The following is a 22,176-nucleotide window of genomic DNA, read 5'->3' on the forward strand; positions in this document are numbered from 1 at the left end:
GAACCTTGATCTCTTCATTGTCCGTCTCCTCGTTGGAGCGGACTCTACCTCAAACATGGAGGAAGAAACGGGGCTCAGGTCATGCGTGAGGAGCCGATTGCACTGCGGCCTCGGTATCGATCTCTCTTTGCTTCTCTTTAGGCGCCCGCATCTTCGCTATCCCACCGATGATGACGAGAACGCTCATTCCGATAAGACCGAAGGCAACAAGGACCTCCGTCGTGATCGCATCCGGCACGATCACTCCTCCTAATCCTCATCATAACACGACCAATCACATCACCGGTTAAGCTCATCGCTTAAATTGGTCCTCCCAGATCGTAGGTGCGGCTTACCGGTGACCATCGTGACGGCCAACCCTGCCGGTCGACCGCTGCGAGTTCATTTGGGCTTGGACGTGGATCTGCCTCGCGAGTCATGTAATCGACAAGTCCCGAAACGCATGCGCAAGTCATTGGGAAAATCGCGCAAACCTTTGGGGATCACGCACGATAACACGCAATCCTACAGCTCGTCAGGTATCGAGGTTCTCGACCGACAGCGCATTGGAGCGGATGAAGTCACGCCGCGGTTCGACCACGTCGCCCATCAGCTTGGTGAAGATGTCGTCCGCCTCGGACACATCCTCGACCTTCACCTGCAGAAGCGTGCGGGCCTCAGGGTCGAGGGTCGTTTCCCACAGCTGGTCGGGGTTCATCTCGCCCAGACCCTTGTAGCGCTGCAGGGTCAAGCCGCGCTCGCCCTCGTCGGTGATCGCGTCCAGAAGGTCCAGCGGTCCGTGGATGACCTGCTCGCGCTCCTTGCGCACAAGATAGGCGGGGTCGGTATAGACGTTGCGCAAGGCTTCGGTCTCGGCGCCCAGTCGTCGGGACTCGCCCGAGCGCAGGACGGCGCCGTCGAGCGTGCGAAGCTCTTCCACACCGCGCAGAACGCGGCTGAGACGGATGCCGTGGTCCTGCGTGATGCGGCCGTTCCAGCCCGTCTCGTACTCCAGCGCGATCTGGTCCAGCCGCTGCGCGATGCGGTCCGCCACTGCCTGCAGGTCGGCATCCACTTCGCCCACGGCAAAGGCGCCGGCGATGGCGGCTTGCTCGAGGATCTTCTGGCTGTAGTGGGTCGGAAACTGCTTGAGGATCCGTCGCACCTTGCGGGCCTCTTCGATCACCCGCAGCAGATCCTGCCCCGCAATCTCGTCACCGTTCGTCAGGCGCAGCACGGCGCCTTCGGCGCCCTGCTGGATCAGGTAGTCCTCGAGACTCGGCTCGTCTTTCAGGTAGACCTCGGACTTGCCGCGCATCACTTTGTACAGCGGCGGCTGCGCAATGTAGAGGTACCCGCCCTCGATGATCTCGGGCATCTGGCGGAAGAAGAACGTCAGCAGCAGCGTGCGAATGTGCGCGCCGTCGACGTCCGCGTCCGTCATGATGATGATCTTGTGGTAGCGCAGCTTCGAGATGTCGAACTCGTCGCGCCCGATCCCTGTCCCGAAGGCGGTGATGAGCGTCCCGATCTCCTGGCTCGACAGCATCCGGTCAAAGCGCGCGCGCTCGACGTTCAGAATCTTGCCGCGCAGGGGAAGAACCGCCTGATTGAATCGCGCGCGGCCCTGCTTTGCCGATCCACCGGCCGAGTCACCCTCGACGAGGAAGACTTCTCGCTGGGCGGGGTCCTTGGTCTGGCAGTCTGCCAGCTTGCCGGGCAGGTTCGCCACGTCAAGCGTCGATTTCTTGCGCGTCATCTCGCGCGCCTTGCGGGCCGCCTCGCGGGCCAGCGCGGCCTCGACGATCTTGGTGACGATCTGGCGCGCTTCTTGCGGGTTCTCCTCGAACCACTCGGCGAGCTTCTCGTTCATCAGGCTTTCGACCGCGGGCCGCACCTCGGACGAGACAAGCTTGTCCTTGGTCTGGCTCGAGAATTTCGGGTCCGGCACCTTGACCGACAGCACCGCCGTCAGGCCCTCGCGCGCGTCGTCGCCGGTGAAGTTCACCTTCTCCTTGCGGGCGACGCCGGACTGGCCGGCATAGATGTTGAGCGTTCGGGTCAGCGCGCCGCGGAAGCCGGCCATGTGCGTGCCGCCGTCCCGCTGCGGGATGTTGTTGGTGAAGGGCAGCACCATCTCGCTGTAGCCGTCGTTCCACCACATCGCGACCTCGACGGTGATCCCGTCGCGCTCGCCCGTGAAGAAGATTGGCTCGGGGATCAGGGGGGTCCTGGAGCGGTCGAGATACTTCACGAACTCGCGCACGCCGCCTTCATAGAACAGCTCGACCTCGATCGGCTCGGTCGGCCGCTCGTCGCGGATGATGATGCGCACGCCCGAGTTCAGGAATGCCAGTTCGCGCAGGCGCGTCTCGAGCGTCTTAAAGACGTAGTCGAGGTTGCTGAACGTGCTTGTCGAGGCGAGGAAGCGGACCTCGGTGCCCTGCTCGCCATTGGCGTCGCCCACGACCTCCAGGTGCTTGACCGTCTCGCCCCGCTCGAAGCGGGCGTGGTGCTCCTTGCCGTTGCGCCAGATGCGCAGATCCAGCCAGTCGGACAGCGCGTTCACCACTGAAACGCCCACGCCGTGCAGACCGCCCGACACCTTGTAGCTGTTCTGGTCGAACTTCCCGCCAGCATGAAGCTGGGTCATGATGACCTCGGCCGCGCTGACGCCCTCTTCCTGGTGAATGTCCGTCGGAATGCCGCGGCCGTTGTCGCGGACGCTGACGCTGTCATCGGCGTGAAGCGTTACGACCACGCGATCGGCGTGACCTGCAAGCGCCTCGTCGATGCCGTTGTCGACGACCTCGTAGACCATGTGATGCAGGCCCGAGCCGTCATCCGTATCGCCGATATACATGCCGGGGCGCTTGCGCACCGCTTCCAGGCCCTTGAGAACCTTGATGGAATTCGCGCCGTATTCTTCGGTTTGAAGAGTGCTCTCAGCCATGTCCGCCTGCGTCCTGTTTTGCCCGCCGTTTCTACTTGGACTTGGGGGGAATGTCACGCCGATGCCCTAAACATGGTATCACAGGAAGGGGATTGCGACCCCCACGCCGATCAGGAGCAGAGCAGCGCCGGTATTCGTCCGGCGAACGGCGCGGGGCGAGGCGAGAAGCCGCCGCGCGCGCCCGACGCTGGCCGCGAGAACCAGATTGCCGACCAAGGGCACGGCGGCGGACAGGGCGCAGATCGCCGCGATGTCCCATGCCGAGAGCGCGCCGATTTCGAAAAACCCCGGCAGCATCCCCGCGTAGAACAGGATGGCCTTCGGGTTGCCAAGGATCACGGCGAGGCCCGCGACGAAGCCGGACCAGCGGCCCGGTTGTGTCAGGCGGCTGTCGGAGGCGAGGTCGGCATCGCGGTGGCGCAGGATCGCCGCGCCCATGACAATGAAGACGAGGCTCGCTACCCATTTCAGCACGGACAGGACGGCTCCGTAGACCGAGACGAGCCAGCCCACGCCAAGGATCGCAAGAAGCGGCCAGAGCACGTCCCCCACGACCACCCCGGCGGCAAGAGGCCAAGCTGCGCCGAACCCGCCGGACAGGGTGCGCGCCATAAGCGCGACCCACACTGGCCCCGGCGTCAGAAACAGCGCGAACAGGCCAGCAGCATAGAGCATTAGATCGGCGGGAGAGAGGTCATCCCGTGATCCTGCTGATCCCGCCGACCTCGGTCACCTCGATATGCCGCGCGCGATCGCCGAGTTCGACGAACAGCTCGGCACCCGTGCCGGTCATCCAGGCCTGCGCGCCGAGCGCCTCGACCTCGTCATAGAGCGCCGCGCGCCGGCCTGCATCGAGATGCGCGGCAATCTCGTCCAGCAGCAGCAAGGGCGGGGCGCCGATCTCGTCCCGGATCGCCCGCGCGTTGGCGAGGATCAGCGAGACGAGCAGCGCCTTCTGCTCGCCGGTCGAACACTGCGCCGCCGGCACCCCCTTGTCGCGATAGGTCGCGCGCAGATCTGCGCGGTGCGGCCCGACCAGCGTGCGCCCCGCCGCCATATCGCGCGGACGGCTTTGTTCCAGCGCCTCGAGAGAGAAGGACGGCGCATCTTCGGGATCGTCTATCGACAGGTCGGAGACGGGGAACGAGGTCCCGGCGTTTTTCTGCGCCGCGGAAAGCCGGGCGACGGCTTGGGCGCGGCCTGCCACGATATCGGCGCCGGCGTCGGCCATCTGCGCCTCGACGGCGCGATACCAGCCCGGATCGCGCACCTGGTCCTTGAGCATCCGGTTGCGCTCGCGCATCGCCTTTTCGTAAGCGAGGCTCGCTTCGGCATGGCCGGGCAGGAAGGACAGCGTCACGCGGTCGAGGAAACGTCGCCGGCCGTCGGCCCCCTCGATCCAGAGGCGGTCCATCGACGGCACAAGCCACAGCACCCGACAAAGCTGCCCGAGCGCGGATTGCGGCACCGCCTTCCCGTCGATGCGCACGGCGCGGCCGTGATCGGGTTCGACCCGCGTGTCGATTTCGTGAAGCGCCTCTCCCCGCCGCAGCTCGGCTCCGATGCGCCAGCCCAGGGCCTCGGGTTGGCGCATCATTTCGTCAGCCGCCGCACGCCGCAATCCGCGACCGGGCGACAGCATCGACACTGCCTCGATCAGGTTGGTCTTGCCCGCCCCGTTCGGCCCATGAATCGCGACGGGGCGGGGGTCGAGATCGACCACCGTCCGCCGGTGCGAGCGGAAATGCGAAAGCTCGATCCGCGTCAGGTACATCCGCGGGCCGTCCCTTTGTCTTGCCGAAAGGCGGAGGGTCCGGGGGCGAAACCCTCGGTCCGGCGTGCCGTCACACGCGCATCGGCATCACGACATAGACGGCGCTGTCGTCCGATCCCTCGCGCATGAGCGTGGGGTCCCCCGAGGAATTGAACAGGAACACCGCGTTCTCGCGGTCCACCTGGCTCGCGATCTCGAGCAGGTATTTTGCGTTGAAGCCGATCTCGAGCTTCTCGTCGGAATAGGCGACGACCAGCTCTTCCTCGGCGTTGCCCGCGTCGGGTGCGTTGACCGACAGGATCAGCCGGTCTTCGTCGAGCTGCATCTTCACCGCGCGGGAGCGTTCGCTCGACACGGTGGCGACACGGTCCACGGCCTTGGCGAAATCGCTCGCGTCGACCTCGAGCCGCTTCTGGTTGTTCGTCGGGATGACGCGCGTGTAGTCGGGGAAAGTTCCGTCGATCACCTTCGAGGTCAGCGTAATCTCGGGCGTGGCGAAACGTACCTTGGTTTCGCTGACAGACACGGCGATCTCCATGTCGTCATCTTCCAGGAGCTTGCGCAACTCGTTCACCGCCTTGCGCGGGACGATCACGCCCGGCATGGTCTCGGCCCCGTCGGGCAGGCCGGCGTCGATGCGGGCCAGCCGGTGTCCGTCCGTGGCGACGCAGCGCAGGACACGACCTGACTGGGCCTCTGCGACATGCATGTAGACGCCGTTCAGGTAGTAGCGCGTCTCTTCGGTCGAAATGGCGAATTTCGACTTGTCGAAAAGGCGGCGCAGCACGGGGGCGGGTGCGTTGAAATTGGCCGAGTATTCGGTATTCGCCATCACCGGGAAGTCCTGCCGGGGCAGGGTCGCGAGTGCGAAGTTCGAGCGGCCCGCCTCGACCGTCAGGCGCCCGCTTGCGCCGTCGTCGGTCAGGTTGACCAGCGCGCCGTCGGGCAGCTTGCGGACGATCTCGTGAAAGACGACGGCGTTCACGGTCGTAGCACCTGCGCGCTCGACCTTGGCGGGTGCCTTGTCCACGACCTCGATGTCGAGGTCCGTCGCGCGGAACTGGGCCTCGTCGCCCTCGGCCTCGATCAGCACGTTGGCCAGGATCGGAATGGTATTCCGACGCTCGACCACCGACTGCGCCCGCGCGACCGCACGAAGAAGCGCGCCACGCTCGATGCTGATCTTCATCTCTCTCTCCACCGAAAGCCTCGGGAGCGCCACGCTAGCCGCTCGGGCGCATGGCGCAACCGTCTTTTCACGGGAATCCGCCCGATCGTGGCCGATCGGACATGGTTTGCACGCTCAGCGCGTGGTCAGCGCCCGGCGGAGCAGTTCGACGTCCTCGGCAAGGCTTCCGTCCTGCCCCATCAGGTCCTCGACACGCCGCACGCCGTACATGATCGTGGTGTGGTCGCGGCCGTTGAACTTGCGCCCGATCTCGGGGAGCGACCGGTTGGTCAGCGACTTGGACAGGTACATCGCCACCTGCCGGGGGCGCGCGTAGACACGGTTGCGCTTGTGGCCCAAGAGGTCCGAGATGCGGATCATGTAGTGATCGGCCACGGTGCGCTGGATCTCGTCGATGGTGACCTTGCGGTCCGCCTCCTTGAGGAGGTCGTGCAGGAATTCCTGCGCCATCGGCACGTCGACCTCGCGCCCGAGGAAGGACGAATGCGCGAAAAGCCGCGTCATCGCACCTTCAAGCTCTCGGACGTTCTGAGTGATCCGCAGAGCCAGGAATTCCATCACGCCGTCGGCGATGTAGGCGCCCGGGAACTGCTTGGCGAAGAGGTCGAACTTGCGCTGCAGGATGCCAAGGCGCAGTTCGTAGCTGGTCGGGTGGATGTCGATCACGAGGCCGGAGTTCAGCCGGCTAACGATCCGCTTCTCCAGCCCGTCGATGTCACCGGGAGCGCTGTCGGCCGACAGGACAATCTGCTTCTTCTGGTCGACCAGCGCGTTGAAGGTGTGGAAGAACTCTTCCTGCGTGCTTTCCTTGCCGGCGATGAACTTGATGTCGTCCACCATCAGCACGTCGACCGAGCGGAACAGCTCCTTGAAGCCAACCATGTCCTTTTCGCGCAGGGCCTGCACGAAGCGGTGCATGAAGACCTCTGCCGAGATGTAGAGCACCTTGGCGGACGGATCGCGGGCCTGAAGCTCCCACGCGATGGCGTGCATCAGGTGCGTCTTGCCCAAGCCCACGCCGCCATAGAGGAACAGCGGGTTGAAGGAGACTTCGCCCCCGTCGGCCACGCGGCGCGCGGCGGCGTGGGCCAGTTCGTTCGGCTTTCCGACCACGAAGGTGTCGAAGGTCTGGTTCGCGTCGAGCCGGATCGAATCCGACGCGGTCACGGGACGTACGCGCCCCTTGGGCGCCGCTGCAGCCGGTGATTGCTGAGGCTGGGGTGCTTCTGCCTCGTCCTCGACCGCCTTGCGCACCACAAAGCGCAGACGCGAGACGTCCAGCCCGTGGGCGCCTGCCTCGCCCAGGATCGCTTCGCGGAAGTAGCGATCGACCCAGTTACCCATGAAGTTCGACTGCACCGTGAAGGTCATCACACCGGAGTCGAGGTCCTCGAAGCGCAGCGGCTCGATCCAGGTGACGTAGTTGTTGTGCCCGACCTTCTTCTTGAGTTCCTGCCTGATTGCGCCCCAGTTTTCGTTCGTCATTTAATCCCACCACTGCCGATCATGCCCGCCTCCCCAAAGGCGGTCGTTCCACGCAATTCGGCCGGAGGACGCCGAAACGACCCCTCCGCCCCGCAAAAGCGGGTTGGCGGCGTCGAGACGGACGCATGGCACACCGAAGCAGGACGGGTGGCAGCCCGCCGGTCGTTCGGCCTTTGACTATTCGGACATGAAGGCACCGCTGCGCCGGATTCGCACCGGCTTATACGCGTCTGGTAAGGGCGTCTCGCGTTCGTTCGCAACGATTTCGCGCCCTGTCCCGGCCTCCGTCATCCCCCAGCAATGAATCGCCAGAGGACCATAGCGACGGGCCCGACCCGGGCACAAGATGGACAAACCCGTTGACTCGGCTTTTGCCCAAAAGGAATCGCGGGGCCTCTGGGTCGGTCTCGGCGACCTTCGCGGCAACCCCCTGAAAACAAAAAGCGCGCCCGTCATGGGCGCGCTTTTCGATGTTGCCGAGAAGGCGAAGGCTTCAGCCGAGCGACTTCACGCGGTGCGTCAGGCGCGACATTTTCCGCGCAGCAGTGTTCTTGTGAACGATGCCCTTCGACACGCCACGCATCAGCTCGGGCTGGGCGCTCTGGAGGGCTTCCTTGGCAGCGGCCTGGTCGCCCGAGGCGATCGCCTCTTCGACGCGGCGCAGGAAGGTGCGGATGCGCGACCGGCGGGCCTTGTTGATCTCGTAGCGGCGCTCGTTCTGGCGTGCGCGCTTCTTGGACTGGGCAGTGTTCGCCATGGCTTCGGACTTTCTCTTTCTCGGGTCGTCAAAAATATGGTCGCGCGGAAAGACCCGAGAGCCCGGGTTCGGAAAACCGGGACGTCCGGCCAAGCGGGCCTCACGCGCATGTATCGGGCGCCTCTACACGATGTGGGGCGACCGGTAAAGACCTAGCGGTCGCGGAACTGCGCCTCACGCTTCTCGAGGAAGGCGGCCATTCCCTCTTTCTGGTCCTCGGTCGCAAAGAGGGCGTGGAACAGGCGGCGTTCGTGCAGGATGCCCTCGGCCAGCGTTGTCTCGTAAGAACGGTTGACCGCCTCCTTGACCGCCATCACCGCAATCTGGCTCTTTTCCGAGATCTTCTGGGCGGCGGACATGGCCTCGTCCATCAGTTTCTTGGCCGGCACCACGCGGCTGACGAGGCCCGAGCGTTCGGCCTCTTCCGCGTCCATGAAGCGCCCCGTGAGGTGCATCTCCATCGCCTTGGACTTGCCCACGAGGCGGGTCAGGCGCTGCGTGCCCCCGATGCCGGCGACGACGCCCAGGTTGATCTCGGGCTGACCGAACTTGGCGCTGTCGGCCGCGATGATGAAGTCGCACATCAGCGCCAGTTCGCATCCGCCGCCAAGGGCGTAACCCGCCACGGCCGCGATGATCGGCTTGCGGCAGCGTTCGATCACGCCGACGTCTCGGGCGAACATGTCGCCCATGAACACGTCGACGAAGCTGCGCTCGGACATCTCCTTGATGTCGGCACCTGCGGCAAACGCTTTTTCCGACCCGGTGATGATGATGGCGCGGACCTTCTCGTTGGCCTCCGCCTCGGAAACGGCTTGTGCCAGTTCGCCGAGAAGCTGCGCGTTCAGCGCATTCATGGCGTCCGGGCGGTTCAGACGGATCAGCGCGATGTGATCCTCGGTTTCGACGACAATGGTCTTGAAGGCCATGGCCCCGCTTTCGTTGTGAGCGTCAGGGACCGAGCCTTATCAAGCCGGTCCGCCTGATCAAGTTATCTTTGACAGGTGGCGCAGTAGAAGCTCGACCGTCCCGACTGGACGATCCGGCGGATCGTGCCGGGGCAGCCGGGGGTGACGCAGGGGCCGCCCTCGCGGTCGTACACCCGGAAGCTGTGCTGGAAATACCCGAGTGCCCCGTCCGCCTGACGGTAGTTCCGCAAGGACGAACCGCCGGCCTCGATGGCCTTCGCGAGCGTTTCCCGGATCGCGGGGACGAGGGCACGGACACGTGGAGTGGCGATCTGCCCCGCCTTTCGCCGGGGCGAGATCCCGGCCAGGTGGAGCGCTTCGCAGACGTAGATGTTGCCGAGGCCCGCGACGATGCGCTGGTCCAGCAGCGCGGACTTTACCGGCGTGTTCCGCCCCCGGAAGGCCGCCACGAGGTGCGATTCGTCGAATCCGTTGCCCAATGGTTCGGGGCCGAGCTTGGCCAGAAGCCAGTGCGAATCGATCGAATCCGACGGCGCGAGATCCATCGTCCCGAAGCGCCTCGGGTCGTTGAACGTGATCCGCGCGCCGTCGTCCAGGTGAAGGACGACGTGATCGTGCTTTTGCGGCGCGGCGTGTTCGATGCGGTAGGCCGCCGTCTGCGCACCCTCGATCAGCATCCGCCCCGACATGCCGAGGTGGACGATCAGCGTCTCGCCCCGGTCGAGCGTCAGCAGCAGGTATTTCGACCGCCGCCCCAGATGCGTGATCCGTGCCCCCTCCAGCCGTTCGGCCATCCGCTCGGGGAAAGGCCAGCGCAGGTCGGGGCGGCGGATCTCGGCGCGGGAGATCACGCGGCCCTCCATCGCCGGGGACAGCCCGCGACGAACCGTCTCGACTTCGGGCAATTCGGGCATTCCATCCCTCTCGTGATCGGGCGATTCATTGTAAGCGCGGGGCAGGGGCCTATAAGGAGTCGGAAACACGAAGGACCGCAAGAGCTCATGGCCGACAGCGACGACACCACCCATTTCGGATACGAAACTATCCCCGAGGCCGAGAAGGCCGGGCGTGTGCGCGGCGTCTTCACCTCGGTCGCCTCCCGCTATGACGTGATGAACGACGTGATGAGCCTGGGAATACACCGCCTCTGGAAGGACGCGATGATGGACTGGCTGGCCCCGCGCGCGGGGCAGAGGCTGCTCGACGTCGCGGGCGGGACGGGCGATGTCGCCTTCCGATTCCTCAAGCGCGCGCCGTCTGCCATGGCCACGGTGCTCGACCTGACCGACTCGATGCTGGACGCCGGGCGTGAACGGGCCGAGGCCGAAAGCCTCGGCGACCGGCTGGACTGGGTCGTGGGCGATGCGATGGCGCTGCCGTTCGAGGATCGCAGCTTCGATGTCTACACGATCTCGTTCGGCATCCGGAACGTCACGCGGATTCAGGACGCGCTGTCCGAGGCGTATCGGGTGTTGAAGCCGGGCGGGCGCCTCATGGTGCTGGAATTCAGCCAGATCCCGAACGACATGATGCAGAAGGCCTATGACCTCTATTCCTTCAACGTGATCCCGCGGATGGGTCAGGCGATCGCGCGGGATCGGGCGTCGTATCAGTACCTCGTGGAATCGATCCGCCGTTTTCCCGATCAGGAGACGTTTGCCGGCATGATCCGAGACGCCGGGTTCGAGCAGGTGCGATATCGCAACCTCTCGATGGGCATCGCGGCTCTGCACTCGGGCTGGAAGATCTGAGCCGTTGAGAGGTCCCCATAACATCTGGCGCCTGATCCGCACTGGTGCAACGCTGGAGCGGACGGGCGCAATGACGGTGGTGCTCGATGCCTTCGGCGCCCCGCGGTCCCTGCGGATCGCCGCGCGGGCCCTTGGTTGGCCGTTCAAGTGGCTGGGCTACAAGGGCGACCCGAACCTGCCGCCGGCGACGCGCGCGATCACGGCGCTCGGGCCGGCCTACATCAAGTTCGGGCAGGTTCTGTCGACCCGCCCCGATGTGGTCGGAAGCGAGGTGGCTCTTCAACTGCGGATGCTGCAGGACAAGTTGCCGCCCTTCCCGCGCAACGAGGCGCTGGCAACGATCAGGGCCGAGCTCGAAATCGACCCCGAAGCCGTGTTCGAGGATTTCTCCGAGCCTGTCGCCGCAGCCTCGATCGCGCAAGTCCACCATGCCCGCATTCGCGAGACCGGGCAGGAGGTCGCTGTGAAAGTGCTGCGGCCGGGTATCGAGAGGGCGTTCCGCAAGGACGTGGACGCCTTCTACCTCGCCGCGCGGCTGGCTTCGCTGCTCGCTCCCGGGGCACGGCGCCTTCGGCCGATGGACGTGATCCGGCACTTCGACGGGGTTGTTCGTGGCGAGCTCGACCTGCGGCTGGAGACTTCCTCATCGGCCGAGTTCTCGGCCAACACCCAGAAGGACGAGGGCTTTCGCGTGCCGCAGGTGCACTGGTTCCTGTCGTCCCGCCGTGTGATGACGCTGGAATGGGCCGACGGCATCTCCGCGAATGACATCGAGGCGATCGAGGCGGCGGGTCACGACCGCAAGGCGCTGGGCGAGCGGGTCCTTCGGCTGTTTCTCAGCCACGCGCTGCGCGACGGTTTCTTCCACGCCGACATGCACCAGGGAAACCTGAAGATCGCGCGGAACGGGGACATTGTGGCGCTCGACTTCGGGATCATGGGGCGGCTCGACGCATATACGCGTCGGGTTTATGCCGAGATCCTGTTCGGTTTCATTCGCAAGGACTACCACCGCGTCGCCGAGGTCCACTTCGAGGCCGGCTACGTGCCCCCCGACCGTGACGTGGACGAGTTCGCCCGCGCACTGAGAGCGGTGGGCGAACCGATCTTCGGCATGGATGCGACACGCATCTCCATGGGGCGCCTTCTGCACTACCTCTTTGAAGTGACCGAACGCTTCGGCATGGAGACGCGGACCGAGTTGATCCTTCTACAGCGCACGATGGTGGTGGTTGAGGGAGTGTCCCGGTCGCTCTACCCGCAGATCAACATCTGGGAAGTCGCGCAGCCGATCGTCGAGGATTACATTCGCGACAATATTGGTCCGAAGTCGTTCCTGCGCGACTTGACCCGGACTGCAATCGTTCTCGCCCGCTTTGGTCCGAGGTTGCCGCAGCTGGCTCAGAAGGCGCTGGTTGAACAGGACTTCGAGGTGGAGGTAGAGCCGAAGCAGTCCCTGTACTCGCGCCCACTCGTCGCGGCGCTGCTGTCGTCGGGTTTCACGGCTCTGCTGGTCCTGGGGATCCTTTCGATCTGATTAGCCGGGATCCCGCACGGCCGCGATATCGGCGGCGGCGATCTTTCCGCCTCCCTCCAGAACCAGCGTCGCGCCGTCTGGCGTGCGCTGGACTTCCGTGACCCTGGCATAGCCAGCCACAGGTTCCACCCCGATCAGTTCGTTGTTCGTGAAGCTCTCGACCTCGAAGGAATAAGAGCCAAACGGCGCAGCTCCGGCCGCAGTCAGGCCGGTCCAGTATACCGGCGCTCCGGCGCCGTCGATGGTGATCCTGTCGACCTCGTCGCCGCTTTCGGCGCGTACCACCAGCTGATGAACCTCGCCCCGGGTGGCCGGAGCGGGCGCCAGCTCGATGGTGCTGCCGTTGAACGCGAGCGCCGTCGTCGCCTGCACCTCGCGACCGATCCATGAGGTGTAGGCAGCGAACTCGCCCCCAGTCGACGTCATCTGGGTCAGGAGCTCGTTCGTCTTCACCTGCTGCTCAACGCTCGAAAACGTGGCCAGCTGAACCGCGAACTCTTCGGCTTTCATGGGATCCATCGGATCCTGATTGCTGATCTGCGTCGTCAGCAGCTTCAGGAACGTCTCGAAGTCGGAACTGATCGCCTTGGTGTCCGCCGCCTTTATGGTGGTTGAAGGCTGGAGCGTCTGGGTGGTGGTAGAAGCGATATCCATGTGTCCTCACATTCTGATGTCGAGCGCGCCGTCCCCGGACGGGCGGAGGGTGGGGCGCTCGACCCCGGTGCCGGATTCAGAGAGCACGCCGAACATCCGGCCAGGCGTTCGTCGCTGGGGATCTTGGGAAGACGGTTGCTCACGGTCGGCGAATTGGATGTTTGCCTCACCAAGGCCCGCCTCGCGCAATGCGGCGGCAAGCTCCGAAGCGTGGCGACGTAGCAGGGCCAAGGTGTCGTCCCGTTCGACGTTCAGAACGACCGTGAGCCCGAGGTCGTGGTGAGACATGCTGATCCGCACTCGCCCCAGTTCCTCGGGCGAGAGACGCAGCTCGACGGTCCCGTCTTGCGCTTTGACGCTCGCTTCGGCGATCGAATGAAGAACCGGTCGCGCCTCAATCATGGGCGCGGTCGTGGTTACGGAAGTCGGACGCGACTGCGCCAGTCCGGGGTCTGTCGACACGAAGCCGATTCCTTCGGTCAGCGCTCGCGTCGTGCCACCATCGTCTACCTTTGCTTCGACTGCCGTGGTCGCGGTCGTGTCGAACGCTACACCGGATGCCATCTGCGGAGGGGGTCGATTGGATGCCGTGGTCGGGCTCGCAGGCGCACCGTCTGCTGCGTCGCTCTCTGCCGGCGCGGCCTGAGGTTCAATCGCTGCCTCAAGTTCGATCGCGGCCGGTGTTTCTTGCACGGCCTCGCCCGGGTGGAGGGTTCCGACTAATTTAGGCGGAAAGGAAAAGCTATTTGCCAAAGAGCGCACGACCTCGGGCTGGGCAGCCAGCTGCTGGGGTGCGTCGGGATTGATCGGTGCCTCAACTGCCGGCGCTTCCGCGAATCGAGGCGGAACCTGCTGTTCGCTGCGGGCCAATGCGACTGTCTGCGCGAAGGGATAGGGGGCCTGTGTGGCGGGTTGCGAAACCGTGCGTGCAGCAGGCGTCGAAAATTGCGGTGTCACTTCGCGTTCCGCAGAGCCATCCGCGGGTGCTGACGTTGCCGGCACCTCGCCCAGCGGAAGGGGAAGAACCTCTTCCGCCACGGATTCGGGGGCGGTGGCCAAGCCGAGTTCCAGTTCCTCAGCGGGCACGTCTTCTAAAGTCGCCTCTTCCGGGGCGGCCTCGCCCTCTTCCGGCACTTCCGGTTCAATCGGCGCTTCCGTAGTGTCGTCGATCACGTCGTCCGCGTGCTTGCCCTCTAAGGCAGCGAGCGCGCGGGAGAAGGCGGCGCCGAAATCGGCTGCAGCCGGTTGTGGGGGGGCGTCCGCTCGGCCGGGGCGGCCGTTTTGGCCGAGTATGAGGTGAATCGCATCCATGGCGGCACTCTGCGCGGCAATACTTACCAATTCTTTACGGGAATCGCGGATCAGGAGGTCAACGGAGGTGACGAGATGCAGGTCGAACCAATCGGTGCGGTGGTGCCGCGGCAGGTCGAGATACGGCGCACGGCCGAACGGCTTGAAACGACGTTCCTTACCGAGATGCTGAAAGGCGCTGGCATCGGAGCGCTCGGCGGTGCGTTCGGCGGTGGCAGCGGCGAAGAACAGTTCTCTTCGCTTCTTCGAGAGCAATACGCGGAAAAGATGGTCCAGGCGGGTGGCCTTGGGCTAAGCGAACAAATCATGCGCACGATGATGGAGAAGGCCGATGTCGCGGGCATCCAAGAAGCTGATTGACCTGCTCGATACGGAGCGAAAAGCGTTGCTGAGCGGGGATCTTGCGGCGGCGATTGCGCTTGCGGAACGAAAGGAAGTTCTGGCGGCGAAGCTGGAGACTGAGACGCCTGACGCAGACGACGTTCGCGCCGTCCAGAGCCGCGCCAAGCGGAATGCTGAGCTCTTGGCTGCGGCGCTAAAAGGGGCGCAGGCTGCCCGCGAAAAGATCACGTTCATCCTCGCAGCGAAGCCCTTTACGACATACGGCTCCGATGGGCGCAGCATGTCCTTGGGGCAAAGCGGCGGCGGCTTCGAACGGCGCGCCTGAGCGACGGTTCTTTGGGGCCGAAGCCGGCAGCCTCGATTGCGCCCGGTTGGGCAATGTAGGATCAATCGGGAAGTCGTCCCGGAGGCTCCGTGCTTGATCCCGCCGCTCGCCGTCTCATCGACCCGCCGCTCAACCGCGCAGGCCGATGGCTTGCGCGGCATCGCATTGCCGCGGACGCCGTAACTCTTGTTGGGCTGGGCATCGGGTTGTGCAGCGCCGCAGCCGTGGTGTCCGGAGCGTTCGTCGTCGCGCTGGTGCTTTTGCTCGTTTCACGCCTTGCAGACGGCCTCGACGGGGCCGTCGCAAGGGCGACGCGCAAGACCGATTTCGGCGGCTATCTCGATATCACCGCGGACTTTTTCTTCTACGGCGCCTTTCCCTTGGCCTTTGCGGTGCATGCTCCGGTGGATAACGCCCTTGCCGCCGCCGTCCTGCTGACAAGCTTCTACGCCAACGGGGCGAGCTTTCTCGGCTACGCAATACTCGCCGAGAAGCACGGGATGAAGAGTGATGCGCGGGGCGAAAAGACGCTTTACTTCTCGAACGGGCTTCTGGAAGGCACCGAGACAATCATCTTCTTCGTCCTCCTGTGCATTTTGCCGGGCCTTTTTGCACCGCTGTCCTACATCTTCGCCGCGCTCTGCTTCATCACTGCCGTTCTGCGGATCATCGCTGCGCGGCGCCTGTTTCCGCACTGAAAGGGTCCCTCATGCGTCTGCTGTCCCTCCTCGTAGCCGTGCTGCCGACCGCGTCCCTTGCGGCACCCGATCCGTCGAATTGGGATGCAGTTCTTGAGGAGGCCCGCGACCAGACCGTCTATTGGTACGCATGGGGTGGCTCGACCGCGACGAACGGCTTCATCGACTGGTTGGGCGACCGGGTAGCGGAGGAGTACGGCGTCACGCTTGAACACGTGAAGCTGACAGACACGGCGGATGCCGTCACACGCGTGCTCAGCGAAAAACAGGCCGGAACCGATACCGGAGGGGCAGTGGATCTCATCTGGATCAACGGGGCCAACTTCACGACCATGAAAGACGCCGGGCTCCTGTTCGGCCCCTTCGCAACTCAGTTGCCGAACTATGACCTCGTGTCTGAAGAAGGGGTCGTCACCGCGGATTTCGGTACGTCGGTCGAAGGGTTGGAGAGCCCGTGGGCCAAGGCCCAGTTCGTCTTCATGTACGACAGTGATGACGCGGAGCCGTTGGACAGCATGAAGGCGCTGCAGGACTGGGCCGCCGAAAATCCCGGTCGATTTACCTTTCCGCAACCCCCCGACTTCTTGGGCACGACGTTCCTGAAGCAGGCTCTCGTCAGTCTTGTCGATGACCCGTCGGTTCTTCAGGATCCCGTCGAGGAGCATGATTTCGAAGCGGTCACACAGCCGCTTTGGGACTATCTGGAAGAGCTGACCCCGAACCTGTGGCGGGGTGGCGCGGCCTATCCGTCCAGCGGCCCGGCGCAGTTCCAGCTCATCACGGACGAAGAGATCGACATTGCCCCGTCGCTTTCGCCCTCCGAGGCGTCGACCGCTATCGCAAACCTTCAGTTGCCGGAAAGTGTCCGCACCTTTGTTCCTGAGAATGGCACGATCGGGAACGTCAGCTTCGTTGCGATTCCCTACAACTCCGACGCCGAGGCGGGGGCGATGGTCGTGGCGAACGAACTGCTCGATCCCGAGGTCCAGCTTCATGCGCAGGACCCTGATGTGCTGGGCTACGGCACTGTGCTCGACATGGACAAATTGAGCGAAGCGCAGGCACAGGCTTTCGCCGAACTCGACCTTGGCGTGGCGACGCTTGGCCCGGTGGATCTGGGTGAGGCACTGCCCGAGCCCGACGCGAGCTGGTCGCAGGCTGTCGAGGCGGAGTGGATCGAGCGCTACGGCGCCGAGTGAGTCCGCATATGCGCGCCCGATGCTGAGGTTTCTGCCCGTCCTGACGCTCGGGGCGATGCTGGGACCGGTGGCGGCAGGTTTGCTGGGAGCGCTTCTCCCGGCTTTCGGTCACCTTCCTGCCGCGGGCTTCCATGGCCCCTCGCTGACGGCTGTTCGTCAGCTTCTGGCGTGGCCGGGCCTTGCAGAGGCATCGCGCCTGTCGGTGACGACGGGCATCATGGCCACGGCCGGTTCACTTGGCATTGTCACGCTGATTGTGGCGGGCTGGTCGGGGACGCGCGCCTTCGCCTGGGTCGAGCGGGCGCTCTCGCCTCTGCTTTCGGTGCCGCATGCGGCGGCGGCCTTCGGCCTTGCGTTTCTCGTGGCGCCGTCGGGCTGGCTCATGCGCCTCGTTGCGCCGCTGGCGGGGTGGGAGCGTCCGCCCGACCTCTTCATCGTCGGCGATCCTTGGGGGCTGACGATGACGGCTGGACTGATCGTCAAGGAGGTTCCATTCCTCCTGCTGATGACGCTGGCGGCGCTTCCGCAGGCACAGGGTGGGGCGTCGATGCTGGTTGCGCGCAGTCTTGGATACGGGCGGGTGACAGGTTGGATGAAGACGGTGTTTCCCAGCGTCTACGCCCAAATCCGTCTGCCGGTGTATGTCGTCCTGGGCTACTCGATGTCTGTCGTGGATGTCGCACTGATCCTCGGACCGACGACGCCTGCGACGCTGTCCGTGCAGATCGTGAATTGGATGGGTGCGCCCGAGCTTTCGGCGCGGCTTACCGCAGCCGCAGGCGCCATCTGGCAGGCGCTCCTCGTCGCGACCGTCTTTCTCCTGTGGAACGCGGGTGAAAGGATCGCGGCCCGGCAGGGGAGGCGTTGGGCGGAAGGCGGGCGCCGATCCCACGGTGACCCCCTCCTGCGTGCTGCGGGACTGCCGCTTGCGGCGCCCAGTGCGGCGGCGGTGCTTCTGGGCCTTGCGCTTCTGGCGCTCTGGTCCTTGGCCGGGCGCTGGCGGTGGCCGGATCTCGCGCCGGCGGGCGTGATCATGCGGACTTGGAGCCGCCATACCCCCGGCATCGCCGAAGCGGCGGGCGACACCTTCTTGATCGCCGGCATCGCGGCATCAACGGCGCTTGTGCTGACTATCGGCTGCCTAGAGGCTGAACATCGATTCGGCCGCGGAATGACCCGGCGTGCGACCTTGCTGCTGTATCTGCCCCTTCTCGTGCCGCAAACGGCCTTTCTGCCGGGGCTCCAGACGTTTCTCTTGTTGATCAAGGCAGACACGGGGCGGCTGCCGGTGATCGCCGCGCATCTCGTCTTCGTGGTGCCTTATGTCTTTCTGTCGCTCGGCGATCCGTGGCGCGCTTGGGACAGGCGGAACGCGATCATTGCCGCGGGGCTTGGCGCATCGCCGCTGCGGGTGCTCCTTGCGGTGCGGCTGCCCATGCTTCTCGGCCCGGTCTTGACGGCGCTGGCCATCGGGGTGGCGGTCAGCGTCGGCCTTTACCTTCCCACGCTGCTGATCGGCGGCGGCCGGGTCGCCACCCTCACCACCGAGGCCGTCGCGCTGTCCTCGGGCGGAGATCGCCGCGTTATCGGCGCCTTCGCCCTCGCGCAGACCGCCGCCGCGCTGATGCCCTTTGCGCTCGCCCTCGGCCTGCCAGCTCTTGTCTATAGCAACCGGAGGGGCCTGCATGGCTAAAGGCCTGCGGATCGAACATGCCCGATTAGCGCTGGAGGGCGAGACGCTGCTGTCACTCGACGCCTCTGTCCCGCCGGGAGAGGTTCTGACGGTCATGGGCCCCTCGGGATCGGGCAAGTCCACCTTGCTCGCCTACCTGACCGGCACGCTGCCCCCCGCGTTCCGGGCCGAAGGCCGCATCCTTCTGAACGGGCGTGACGTCACAAACCTGCCGACAGAGCGTCGGCGGATCGGCATCCTCTTTCAGGACGACCTGTTGTTCCCGCACCTTTCCGTCGCCGGCAACCTCGCCTTCGGCCTTCCGCGCGGGCGGCCTGCCGACCGCAAGGCGCGGATCGACCACGCGTTGTCCGAGATAGGCCTCGCCGGTTATGGGCCGCGCGATCCCGCGACGCTTTCGGGCGGGCAGCGCGCGCGGATCGCGTTGATGCGCACGCTTCTGGCAGAGCCCGAGGCGTTGCTCCTGGACGAGCCGTTCTCGCGGCTGGACGCCGAACGCAGGACGCGCACGCGCGACATGGTGTTTCGCGTCGCACGCCAGCTTGCGCTGCCCGTTGTGCTTGTCACGCATGACGCAAGCGACGCCGCCGCAGCCGGTGGAACCTGCGTACGTATCGGTAATTAAGCGAAAACTTTTGCCGAAAACCAGGAAGCCGCCGTGCTCTGGCCCCGCCGAAGTTAGGCTTCCGTTAGAAGTTTTGTCGCAGGTTGTGGATGTCGAAAACAGACGCATCGCCCCGAAGGCGACCGGGTCAGAATGGCCAAACCTACAGCCCTACGGGCGAACTGGCGGGCGCATAACGCGACCCGATCACAGAGGAAAAACTATGACCAGCATTCTGACCAACAACGGCGCGATGGTCGCGCTTCAGACCCTCAAGTCGATCAACAACGACCTCGGCACCGTTCAGGAGCAGATCTCGACCGGCAAGAAGGTCGGCACCGCCACGGACAACGCCGCGACCTGGGCGATCTCCAAGACGATGGAAGCCGACGTCGGCGCCTTCAAGCAGATCTCCGAAGGTCTTTCGGTCGGTGAATCCACGGTCGCCGTTGCGCGCGATGCGTCCGAAACCACGACCGATCTGCTGAAGCAGATGAAGGAAAAGATCGTCCAGTCGCAAAGCACGTCGAACGCGGATGACCGGACCAAGATCCAGGCCGACATTTCGGCGCTGAAAGAGCAGGTTTCCTCGGTGGTTGGCGCCGCGCAGTTCAACGGCGTGAACCTGCTGAAGAACAACTCGCTGACGGCCGGCTCCGGCACGATGAACATCCTGTCGTCGCTTGACCGCACTGCCGACGGCTCCGTGGACCCGAGCTACATCGACGTCAAGAAGGCCGACCTCGGTACCCAGCAGCAGAAAATGGGCACCACCGCGGCTACTACCGGCAACTACATTACCGGTACAGCCGGTGCAATCAATGGCACCACGTCCACTACGTTGTCGACCTTCACGATCGCCGACGGGACTGTGGCTGCTGGCATTGGCTACCGCATTTCGTTTACGGTCCCTGCGGGAAATGCCACGGCCGGTTCTGGTGCGGGCGCCGAACCTCCGGTGGCCGGTCAGTACAACTACGTCGCTCGGGATGGCGACACCGCCAAGGACGTCGTGGCAGCGCTTGCCGCCCAGATCAACGGAAGCGGCGCCGTGAGCCTCACGGCTGCTGTAGGTACATCCGACGCGGATGGAAACACCGGCCTCGTGCTGGACTTTGCTGCTGACGGAGATGGTCTTACCGTCGGAATCGCCGCCTTCACGGCAGCCGGCGCGACGGTCGGCGGTGGCCTCGCCGAGATGTCCAAAATCGACGTCACGACCGACGCCGGCAGCGAAAAGGCTCTCGCCGCAATCGACGACCTGATCAAGACGTCGGTCGACGCCGCGGCGCAGTTCGGTACCTCGCAGAACCGGATCGAGACCCAGAACAACTTCGTCGGCAAGCTGACCGACAACCTGAAGGCTGGTATCGGTTCGATGGTCGACGCCGACATGGAAGAGGCTTCGGCTCGCCTCAAGGCGCTGCAGACGCAGCAGCAGCTGGGCATCCAGTCGCTGTCGATCGCCAACCAGGCGCCGGGCGCCGTCATGTCGCTGTTCCGCTGATAGCAACCGTGGAGGGCGCCCGAACGGCGCCCTCCAACTGCTTCCGAGCAGTCTTTTCCCACGCATGTCTTGAAAGGACTCGACGTGAACGCTGCACTCCTTGCTCGCGACGCCTATGGCGCGTCGACCCGTGCCATCCGCACCCCGCGATCCGAAGAATACGACGCCTTTGCGCGGATCACGTCCGCCATGAGGAAAGCGGTAACATTCTCCGAGAAAACCGCCTCCGCGAACCTGAACCGTCGCCTCTGGACGCTCCTCGCCACCGATCTCGTCAGCGATCAAAACGAACTGCCGCGCGATTTGCGTGCAAGTTTGCTGTCTCTCGCAGAATTCACCAACCAATATACGAGCAAGATCCTGCGCGGAGAGGCAGAGATCAGTGTGCTGATCGACATTAACACGACCGTCATGGCTGGGCTGCGCCAACAGGGTAGCTCGGAATGAGTGGCCTCGTCCTAAAGCTCGCGCCGAACGAGCGCGTGCTCATCAACGGCGCCGTGATCGAAAACGGTGCTCGCCGCGGTCGACTGAATATCATGACGCCGGGGGCTCACATCCTTCGCCTGAAGGACGCCATTCATCCTGATGAAGCGACCACTCCGGTCCGGCGGCTTTGCTATATCGCCCAGCTGGCCCTTTCTGGTGATCGTGACTTGTCCGACGTGGCTCCTGATCTTCTCAATGGGGTTGCCGAGCTATCAAGCGCCTTCAGGGACGCCACAAGCCATCAGGTTCTGTCTGATGTGCGGAATGCCATCGCCTCCAACCAGCCGTATCAGGCATTGAAGGCACTGCGATTGCTCTTGGCGACCGAAGCTCATCTGCTAGGTATAGCGGAGGCGTAAGTTGTTGTCGGCTCGGTTGACGTGAGGAGCGATCAACTGGCTGACGGATGATTAAGTGTCGAGCCTGTAGTCGGGAGCTTCGACCACTCGAGCCCAGCAAGTGCACTGTCACGGGCGATGGTCTCTTGCCCTTTTCATCCACTGCACGCCCGAGATGGAACCGCTAAACTTACGGATATCCAGTGTCTCCTGAGTGACATGGAAGCCGCCACGCAGTCTTTTCTCAGACGGCTAAACACACAACGTAGACAGGGGAGACGCCATTGGCCAACGACGCCTCCGGCGCCACCACCATCTGAACCGGCCCCCGTTTCGCCCGGACACTCGGGCGTAGTCATGGAGGCTTGGGCATATGCCTAAGCACATGCCTATGTCTGACGACGAGATGATCCGCGATGGCGGCCGTCGGCGCCGCTGGCCTGCTGCCGGGAAGATGCGGATCGTCGAGGAGACCCTGGAGGACGGCTCCAGCATCTCGGTCGTCGCGCGCCGGAATGGCGTTGCTCTGAACCAGCTGTATCGTTGGCGTCGCCTGATGCCGGGTGGGGGAGCCGTAGGCTCTGGACTCATAACCAGAAGATGACGATAGCGGCGAGGGCGATGGCCGAGAGGAAGACTTTTGGGCTTCGGTCATAACGCGT

Annotated in this window: 22 protein-coding genes and 1 pseudogene; 12 read left to right on the forward strand and 11 right to left on the reverse strand. The window is 64.5% G+C overall.

Going from position 1 to position 22,176, the window contains the following annotated elements; all coding sequences use genetic code 11:
• Nucleotides 1-79: 79 nt before the first annotated feature.
• The 9 genes from ACFDS3_RS13475 to mutM form a co-directional block, all read right to left on the reverse strand.
• A complete protein-coding gene (locus tag ACFDS3_RS13475; protein ID WP_375262871.1) occupies nt 80-238 on the reverse strand; it encodes a hypothetical protein in 159 nt (52 codons plus the stop codon).
• 276 nt (nt 239-514) lie between these two features.
• On the reverse strand, nt 515-2,932 hold the full coding sequence (gene gyrB, locus ACFDS3_RS13480) for a DNA topoisomerase (ATP-hydrolyzing) subunit B (protein WP_375262872.1): 2,418 nt from the start codon (nt 2,930-2,932) through the stop codon (nt 515-517).
• A gap of 78 nt (nt 2,933-3,010) precedes the next feature.
• Nucleotides 3,011-3,607: a LysE family translocator gene (locus ACFDS3_RS13485; protein WP_375262873.1), complete on the reverse strand. Its 597-nt coding sequence runs from the start codon at nt 3,605-3,607 to the stop codon at nt 3,011-3,013.
• A gap of 19 nt (nt 3,608-3,626) precedes the next feature.
• Nucleotides 3,627-4,706, reverse strand: coding sequence for a DNA replication/repair protein RecF (gene recF / locus ACFDS3_RS13490; protein WP_375262874.1), 1,080 nt, complete (start codon nt 4,704-4,706; stop codon nt 3,627-3,629).
• A gap of 70 nt (nt 4,707-4,776) precedes the next feature.
• Nucleotides 4,777-5,895, reverse strand: a complete 1,119-nt coding sequence (gene dnaN, locus ACFDS3_RS13495; protein WP_375262875.1) for a DNA polymerase III subunit beta — start codon at nt 5,893-5,895, stop codon at nt 4,777-4,779.
• A 114-nt stretch (nt 5,896-6,009) separates the two neighbouring features.
• The gene (dnaA, locus tag ACFDS3_RS13500; RefSeq protein WP_375262876.1) at nt 6,010-7,380 is read right to left on the reverse strand and encodes a chromosomal replication initiator protein DnaA; all 1,371 of its coding nucleotides are present in this window, start codon (nt 7,378-7,380) and stop codon (nt 6,010-6,012) included.
• Nucleotides 7,381-7,873: 493 nt separating this feature from the next.
• Nucleotides 7,874-8,137, reverse strand: coding sequence for a 30S ribosomal protein S20 (rpsT, locus tag ACFDS3_RS13505; RefSeq protein ID WP_375262877.1), 264 nt, complete (start codon nt 8,135-8,137; stop codon nt 7,874-7,876).
• Nucleotides 8,138-8,289: 152 nt separating this feature from the next.
• A complete protein-coding gene (locus ACFDS3_RS13510; RefSeq protein WP_375262878.1) occupies nt 8,290-9,066 on the reverse strand; it encodes an enoyl-CoA hydratase in 777 nt (258 codons plus the stop codon).
• Between the two features lie 62 nt (nt 9,067-9,128).
• A complete protein-coding gene (mutM, locus tag ACFDS3_RS13515; protein WP_375262879.1) occupies nt 9,129-9,980 on the reverse strand; it encodes a bifunctional DNA-formamidopyrimidine glycosylase/DNA-(apurinic or apyrimidinic site) lyase in 852 nt (283 codons plus the stop codon).
• 87 nt (nt 9,981-10,067) lie between these two features.
• On the opposite strand from mutM, the gene ubiE reads away from it, so the two are divergent.
• Together ubiE and ubiB are read left to right on the forward strand one after the other, a co-directional pair.
• The gene (gene ubiE / locus ACFDS3_RS13520) at nt 10,068-10,817 is read left to right on the forward strand and encodes a bifunctional demethylmenaquinone methyltransferase/2-methoxy-6-polyprenyl-1,4-benzoquinol methylase UbiE (RefSeq protein WP_375262880.1); all 750 of its coding nucleotides are present in this window, start codon (nt 10,068-10,070) and stop codon (nt 10,815-10,817) included.
• 4 nt (nt 10,818-10,821) lie between these two features.
• Entirely contained in the window at nt 10,822-12,354 is a 1,533-nt protein-coding gene (gene ubiB / locus ACFDS3_RS13525; protein WP_375262881.1) for a 2-polyprenylphenol 6-hydroxylase, read from the forward strand.
• Here ubiB and ACFDS3_RS13530 read toward each other — a convergent pair whose 3' ends face one another.
• Together ACFDS3_RS13530 and ACFDS3_RS13535 are read right to left on the reverse strand one after the other, a co-directional pair.
• Complete coding sequence (locus ACFDS3_RS13530; protein ID WP_375262882.1) at nt 12,355-13,008, reverse strand: flagellar hook capping FlgD N-terminal domain-containing protein; 654 nt, start codon at nt 13,006-13,008, stop codon at nt 12,355-12,357.
• Nucleotides 13,009-13,014: 6 nt separating this feature from the next.
• The gene (locus ACFDS3_RS13535) at nt 13,015-14,319 is read right to left on the reverse strand and encodes a flagellar hook-length control protein FliK (RefSeq protein ID WP_375262883.1); all 1,305 of its coding nucleotides are present in this window, start codon (nt 14,317-14,319) and stop codon (nt 13,015-13,017) included.
• Here ACFDS3_RS13535 and ACFDS3_RS13540 point away from each other — a divergent pair.
• From ACFDS3_RS13540 to ACFDS3_RS13585, 10 genes and pseudogenes are all read left to right on the forward strand, one after another.
• A complete protein-coding gene (locus tag ACFDS3_RS13540) occupies nt 14,290-14,679 on the forward strand; it encodes a rod-binding protein (protein ID WP_375262884.1) in 390 nt (129 codons plus the stop codon). The genes ACFDS3_RS13535 and ACFDS3_RS13540 overlap by 30 nt on opposite strands.
• Nucleotides 14,651-14,986 carry a hypothetical protein gene (locus ACFDS3_RS13545; protein WP_375262885.1) on the forward strand — a complete coding sequence of 112 codons (336 nt, stop codon included), beginning with the start codon at nt 14,651-14,653 and terminating at the stop codon, nt 14,984-14,986. The genes ACFDS3_RS13540 and ACFDS3_RS13545 overlap by 29 nt, the downstream gene beginning before the upstream one ends.
• A gap of 89 nt (nt 14,987-15,075) precedes the next feature.
• Nucleotides 15,076-15,684, forward strand: coding sequence for a CDP-alcohol phosphatidyltransferase family protein (locus ACFDS3_RS13550; RefSeq protein ID WP_375262886.1), 609 nt, complete (start codon nt 15,076-15,078; stop codon nt 15,682-15,684).
• Nucleotides 15,685-15,695: 11 nt separating this feature from the next.
• Entirely contained in the window at nt 15,696-16,883 is a 1,188-nt protein-coding gene (locus ACFDS3_RS13555) for an ABC transporter substrate-binding protein (protein WP_375262887.1), read from the forward strand.
• Nucleotides 16,884-16,902: 19 nt separating this feature from the next.
• On the forward strand, nt 16,903-18,576 hold the full coding sequence (locus tag ACFDS3_RS13560; RefSeq protein ID WP_375262888.1) for an ABC transporter permease: 1,674 nt from the start codon (nt 16,903-16,905) through the stop codon (nt 18,574-18,576).
• Nucleotides 18,569-19,201, forward strand: a complete 633-nt coding sequence (locus ACFDS3_RS13565) for an ATP-binding cassette domain-containing protein (protein ID WP_375262889.1) — start codon at nt 18,569-18,571, stop codon at nt 19,199-19,201. Before ACFDS3_RS13560 ends, ACFDS3_RS13565 begins: the two co-directional genes overlap by 8 nt.
• On the forward strand, nt 19,146-20,687 hold the full coding sequence (locus ACFDS3_RS13570) for a flagellin (RefSeq protein WP_375262890.1): 1,542 nt from the start codon (nt 19,146-19,148) through the stop codon (nt 20,685-20,687). Before ACFDS3_RS13565 ends, ACFDS3_RS13570 begins: the two co-directional genes overlap by 56 nt.
• Before the next feature lie 84 nt (nt 20,688-20,771).
• Nucleotides 20,772-21,134, forward strand: a complete 363-nt coding sequence (gene flaF, locus ACFDS3_RS13575) for a flagellar biosynthesis regulator FlaF (protein ID WP_375262891.1) — start codon at nt 20,772-20,774, stop codon at nt 21,132-21,134.
• Nucleotides 21,131-21,535: a flagellar biosynthesis repressor FlbT gene (gene flbT, locus ACFDS3_RS13580; protein ID WP_375262892.1), complete on the forward strand. Its 405-nt coding sequence runs from the start codon at nt 21,131-21,133 to the stop codon at nt 21,533-21,535. Before flaF ends, flbT begins: the two co-directional genes overlap by 4 nt.
• A gap of 352 nt (nt 21,536-21,887) precedes the next feature.
• A pseudogene (locus ACFDS3_RS13585) lies at nt 21,888-22,091 on the forward strand (transposase); the annotation flags it as partial.
• Nucleotides 22,092-22,176 lie beyond the last annotated feature (85 nt).

This window comes from Palleronia sp. (assembly GCF_042089775.1).
In the GTDB taxonomy this organism is placed as follows: domain Bacteria; phylum Pseudomonadota; class Alphaproteobacteria; order Rhodobacterales; family Rhodobacteraceae; genus Palleronia.

What these genes read in the sequence shown, in the direction of transcription:
- ACFDS3_RS13545 (WP_375262885.1), top strand. Translation starts at nt 14,651, where the DNA reads ATGTCGCGGGCATCCAAGAAGCTGATTGACCTGCTCGATACGGAGCGA.
- ACFDS3_RS13560 (WP_375262888.1), top strand. Translation starts at nt 16,903, where the DNA reads ATGCTGAGGTTTCTGCCCGTCCTGACGCTCGGGGCGATGCTGGGACCG.
- ACFDS3_RS13510 (WP_375262878.1), bottom strand. Translation starts at nt 9,066, where the DNA reads ATGGCCTTCAAGACCATTGTCGTCGAAACCGAGGATCACATCGCGCTG.
- dnaA (WP_375262876.1), bottom strand. Translation starts at nt 7,380, where the DNA reads ATGACGAACGAAAACTGGGGCGCAATCAGGCAGGAACTCAAGAAGAAG.
- ubiE (WP_375262880.1), top strand. Translation starts at nt 10,068, where the DNA reads ATGGCCGACAGCGACGACACCACCCATTTCGGATACGAAACTATCCCC.
- flbT (WP_375262892.1), top strand. Translation starts at nt 21,131, where the DNA reads ATGAGTGGCCTCGTCCTAAAGCTCGCGCCGAACGAGCGCGTGCTCATC.
- ACFDS3_RS13530 (WP_375262882.1), bottom strand. Translation starts at nt 13,008, where the DNA reads ATGGATATCGCTTCTACCACCACCCAGACGCTCCAGCCTTCAACCACC.
- ACFDS3_RS13555 (WP_375262887.1), top strand. Translation starts at nt 15,696, where the DNA reads ATGCGTCTGCTGTCCCTCCTCGTAGCCGTGCTGCCGACCGCGTCCCTT.
- ACFDS3_RS13485 (WP_375262873.1), bottom strand. Translation starts at nt 3,607, where the DNA reads ATGCTCTATGCTGCTGGCCTGTTCGCGCTGTTTCTGACGCCGGGGCCA.
- ACFDS3_RS13570 (WP_375262890.1), top strand. Translation starts at nt 19,146, where the DNA reads ATGACGCAAGCGACGCCGCCGCAGCCGGTGGAACCTGCGTACGTATCG.
- gyrB (WP_375262872.1), bottom strand. Translation starts at nt 2,932, where the DNA reads ATGGCTGAGAGCACTCTTCAAACCGAAGAATACGGCGCGAATTCCATC.
- recF (WP_375262874.1), bottom strand. Translation starts at nt 4,706, where the DNA reads ATGTACCTGACGCGGATCGAGCTTTCGCATTTCCGCTCGCACCGGCGG.
- mutM (WP_375262879.1), bottom strand. Translation starts at nt 9,980, where the DNA reads ATGCCCGAATTGCCCGAAGTCGAGACGGTTCGTCGCGGGCTGTCCCCG.
- rpsT (WP_375262877.1), bottom strand. Translation starts at nt 8,137, where the DNA reads ATGGCGAACACTGCCCAGTCCAAGAAGCGCGCACGCCAGAACGAGCGC.
- ACFDS3_RS13535 (WP_375262883.1), bottom strand. Translation starts at nt 14,319, where the DNA reads ATGGATGCGATTCACCTCATACTCGGCCAAAACGGCCGCCCCGGCCGA.
- ACFDS3_RS13565 (WP_375262889.1), top strand. Translation starts at nt 18,569, where the DNA reads ATGGCTAAAGGCCTGCGGATCGAACATGCCCGATTAGCGCTGGAGGGC.
- dnaN (WP_375262875.1), bottom strand. Translation starts at nt 5,895, where the DNA reads ATGAAGATCAGCATCGAGCGTGGCGCGCTTCTTCGTGCGGTCGCGCGG.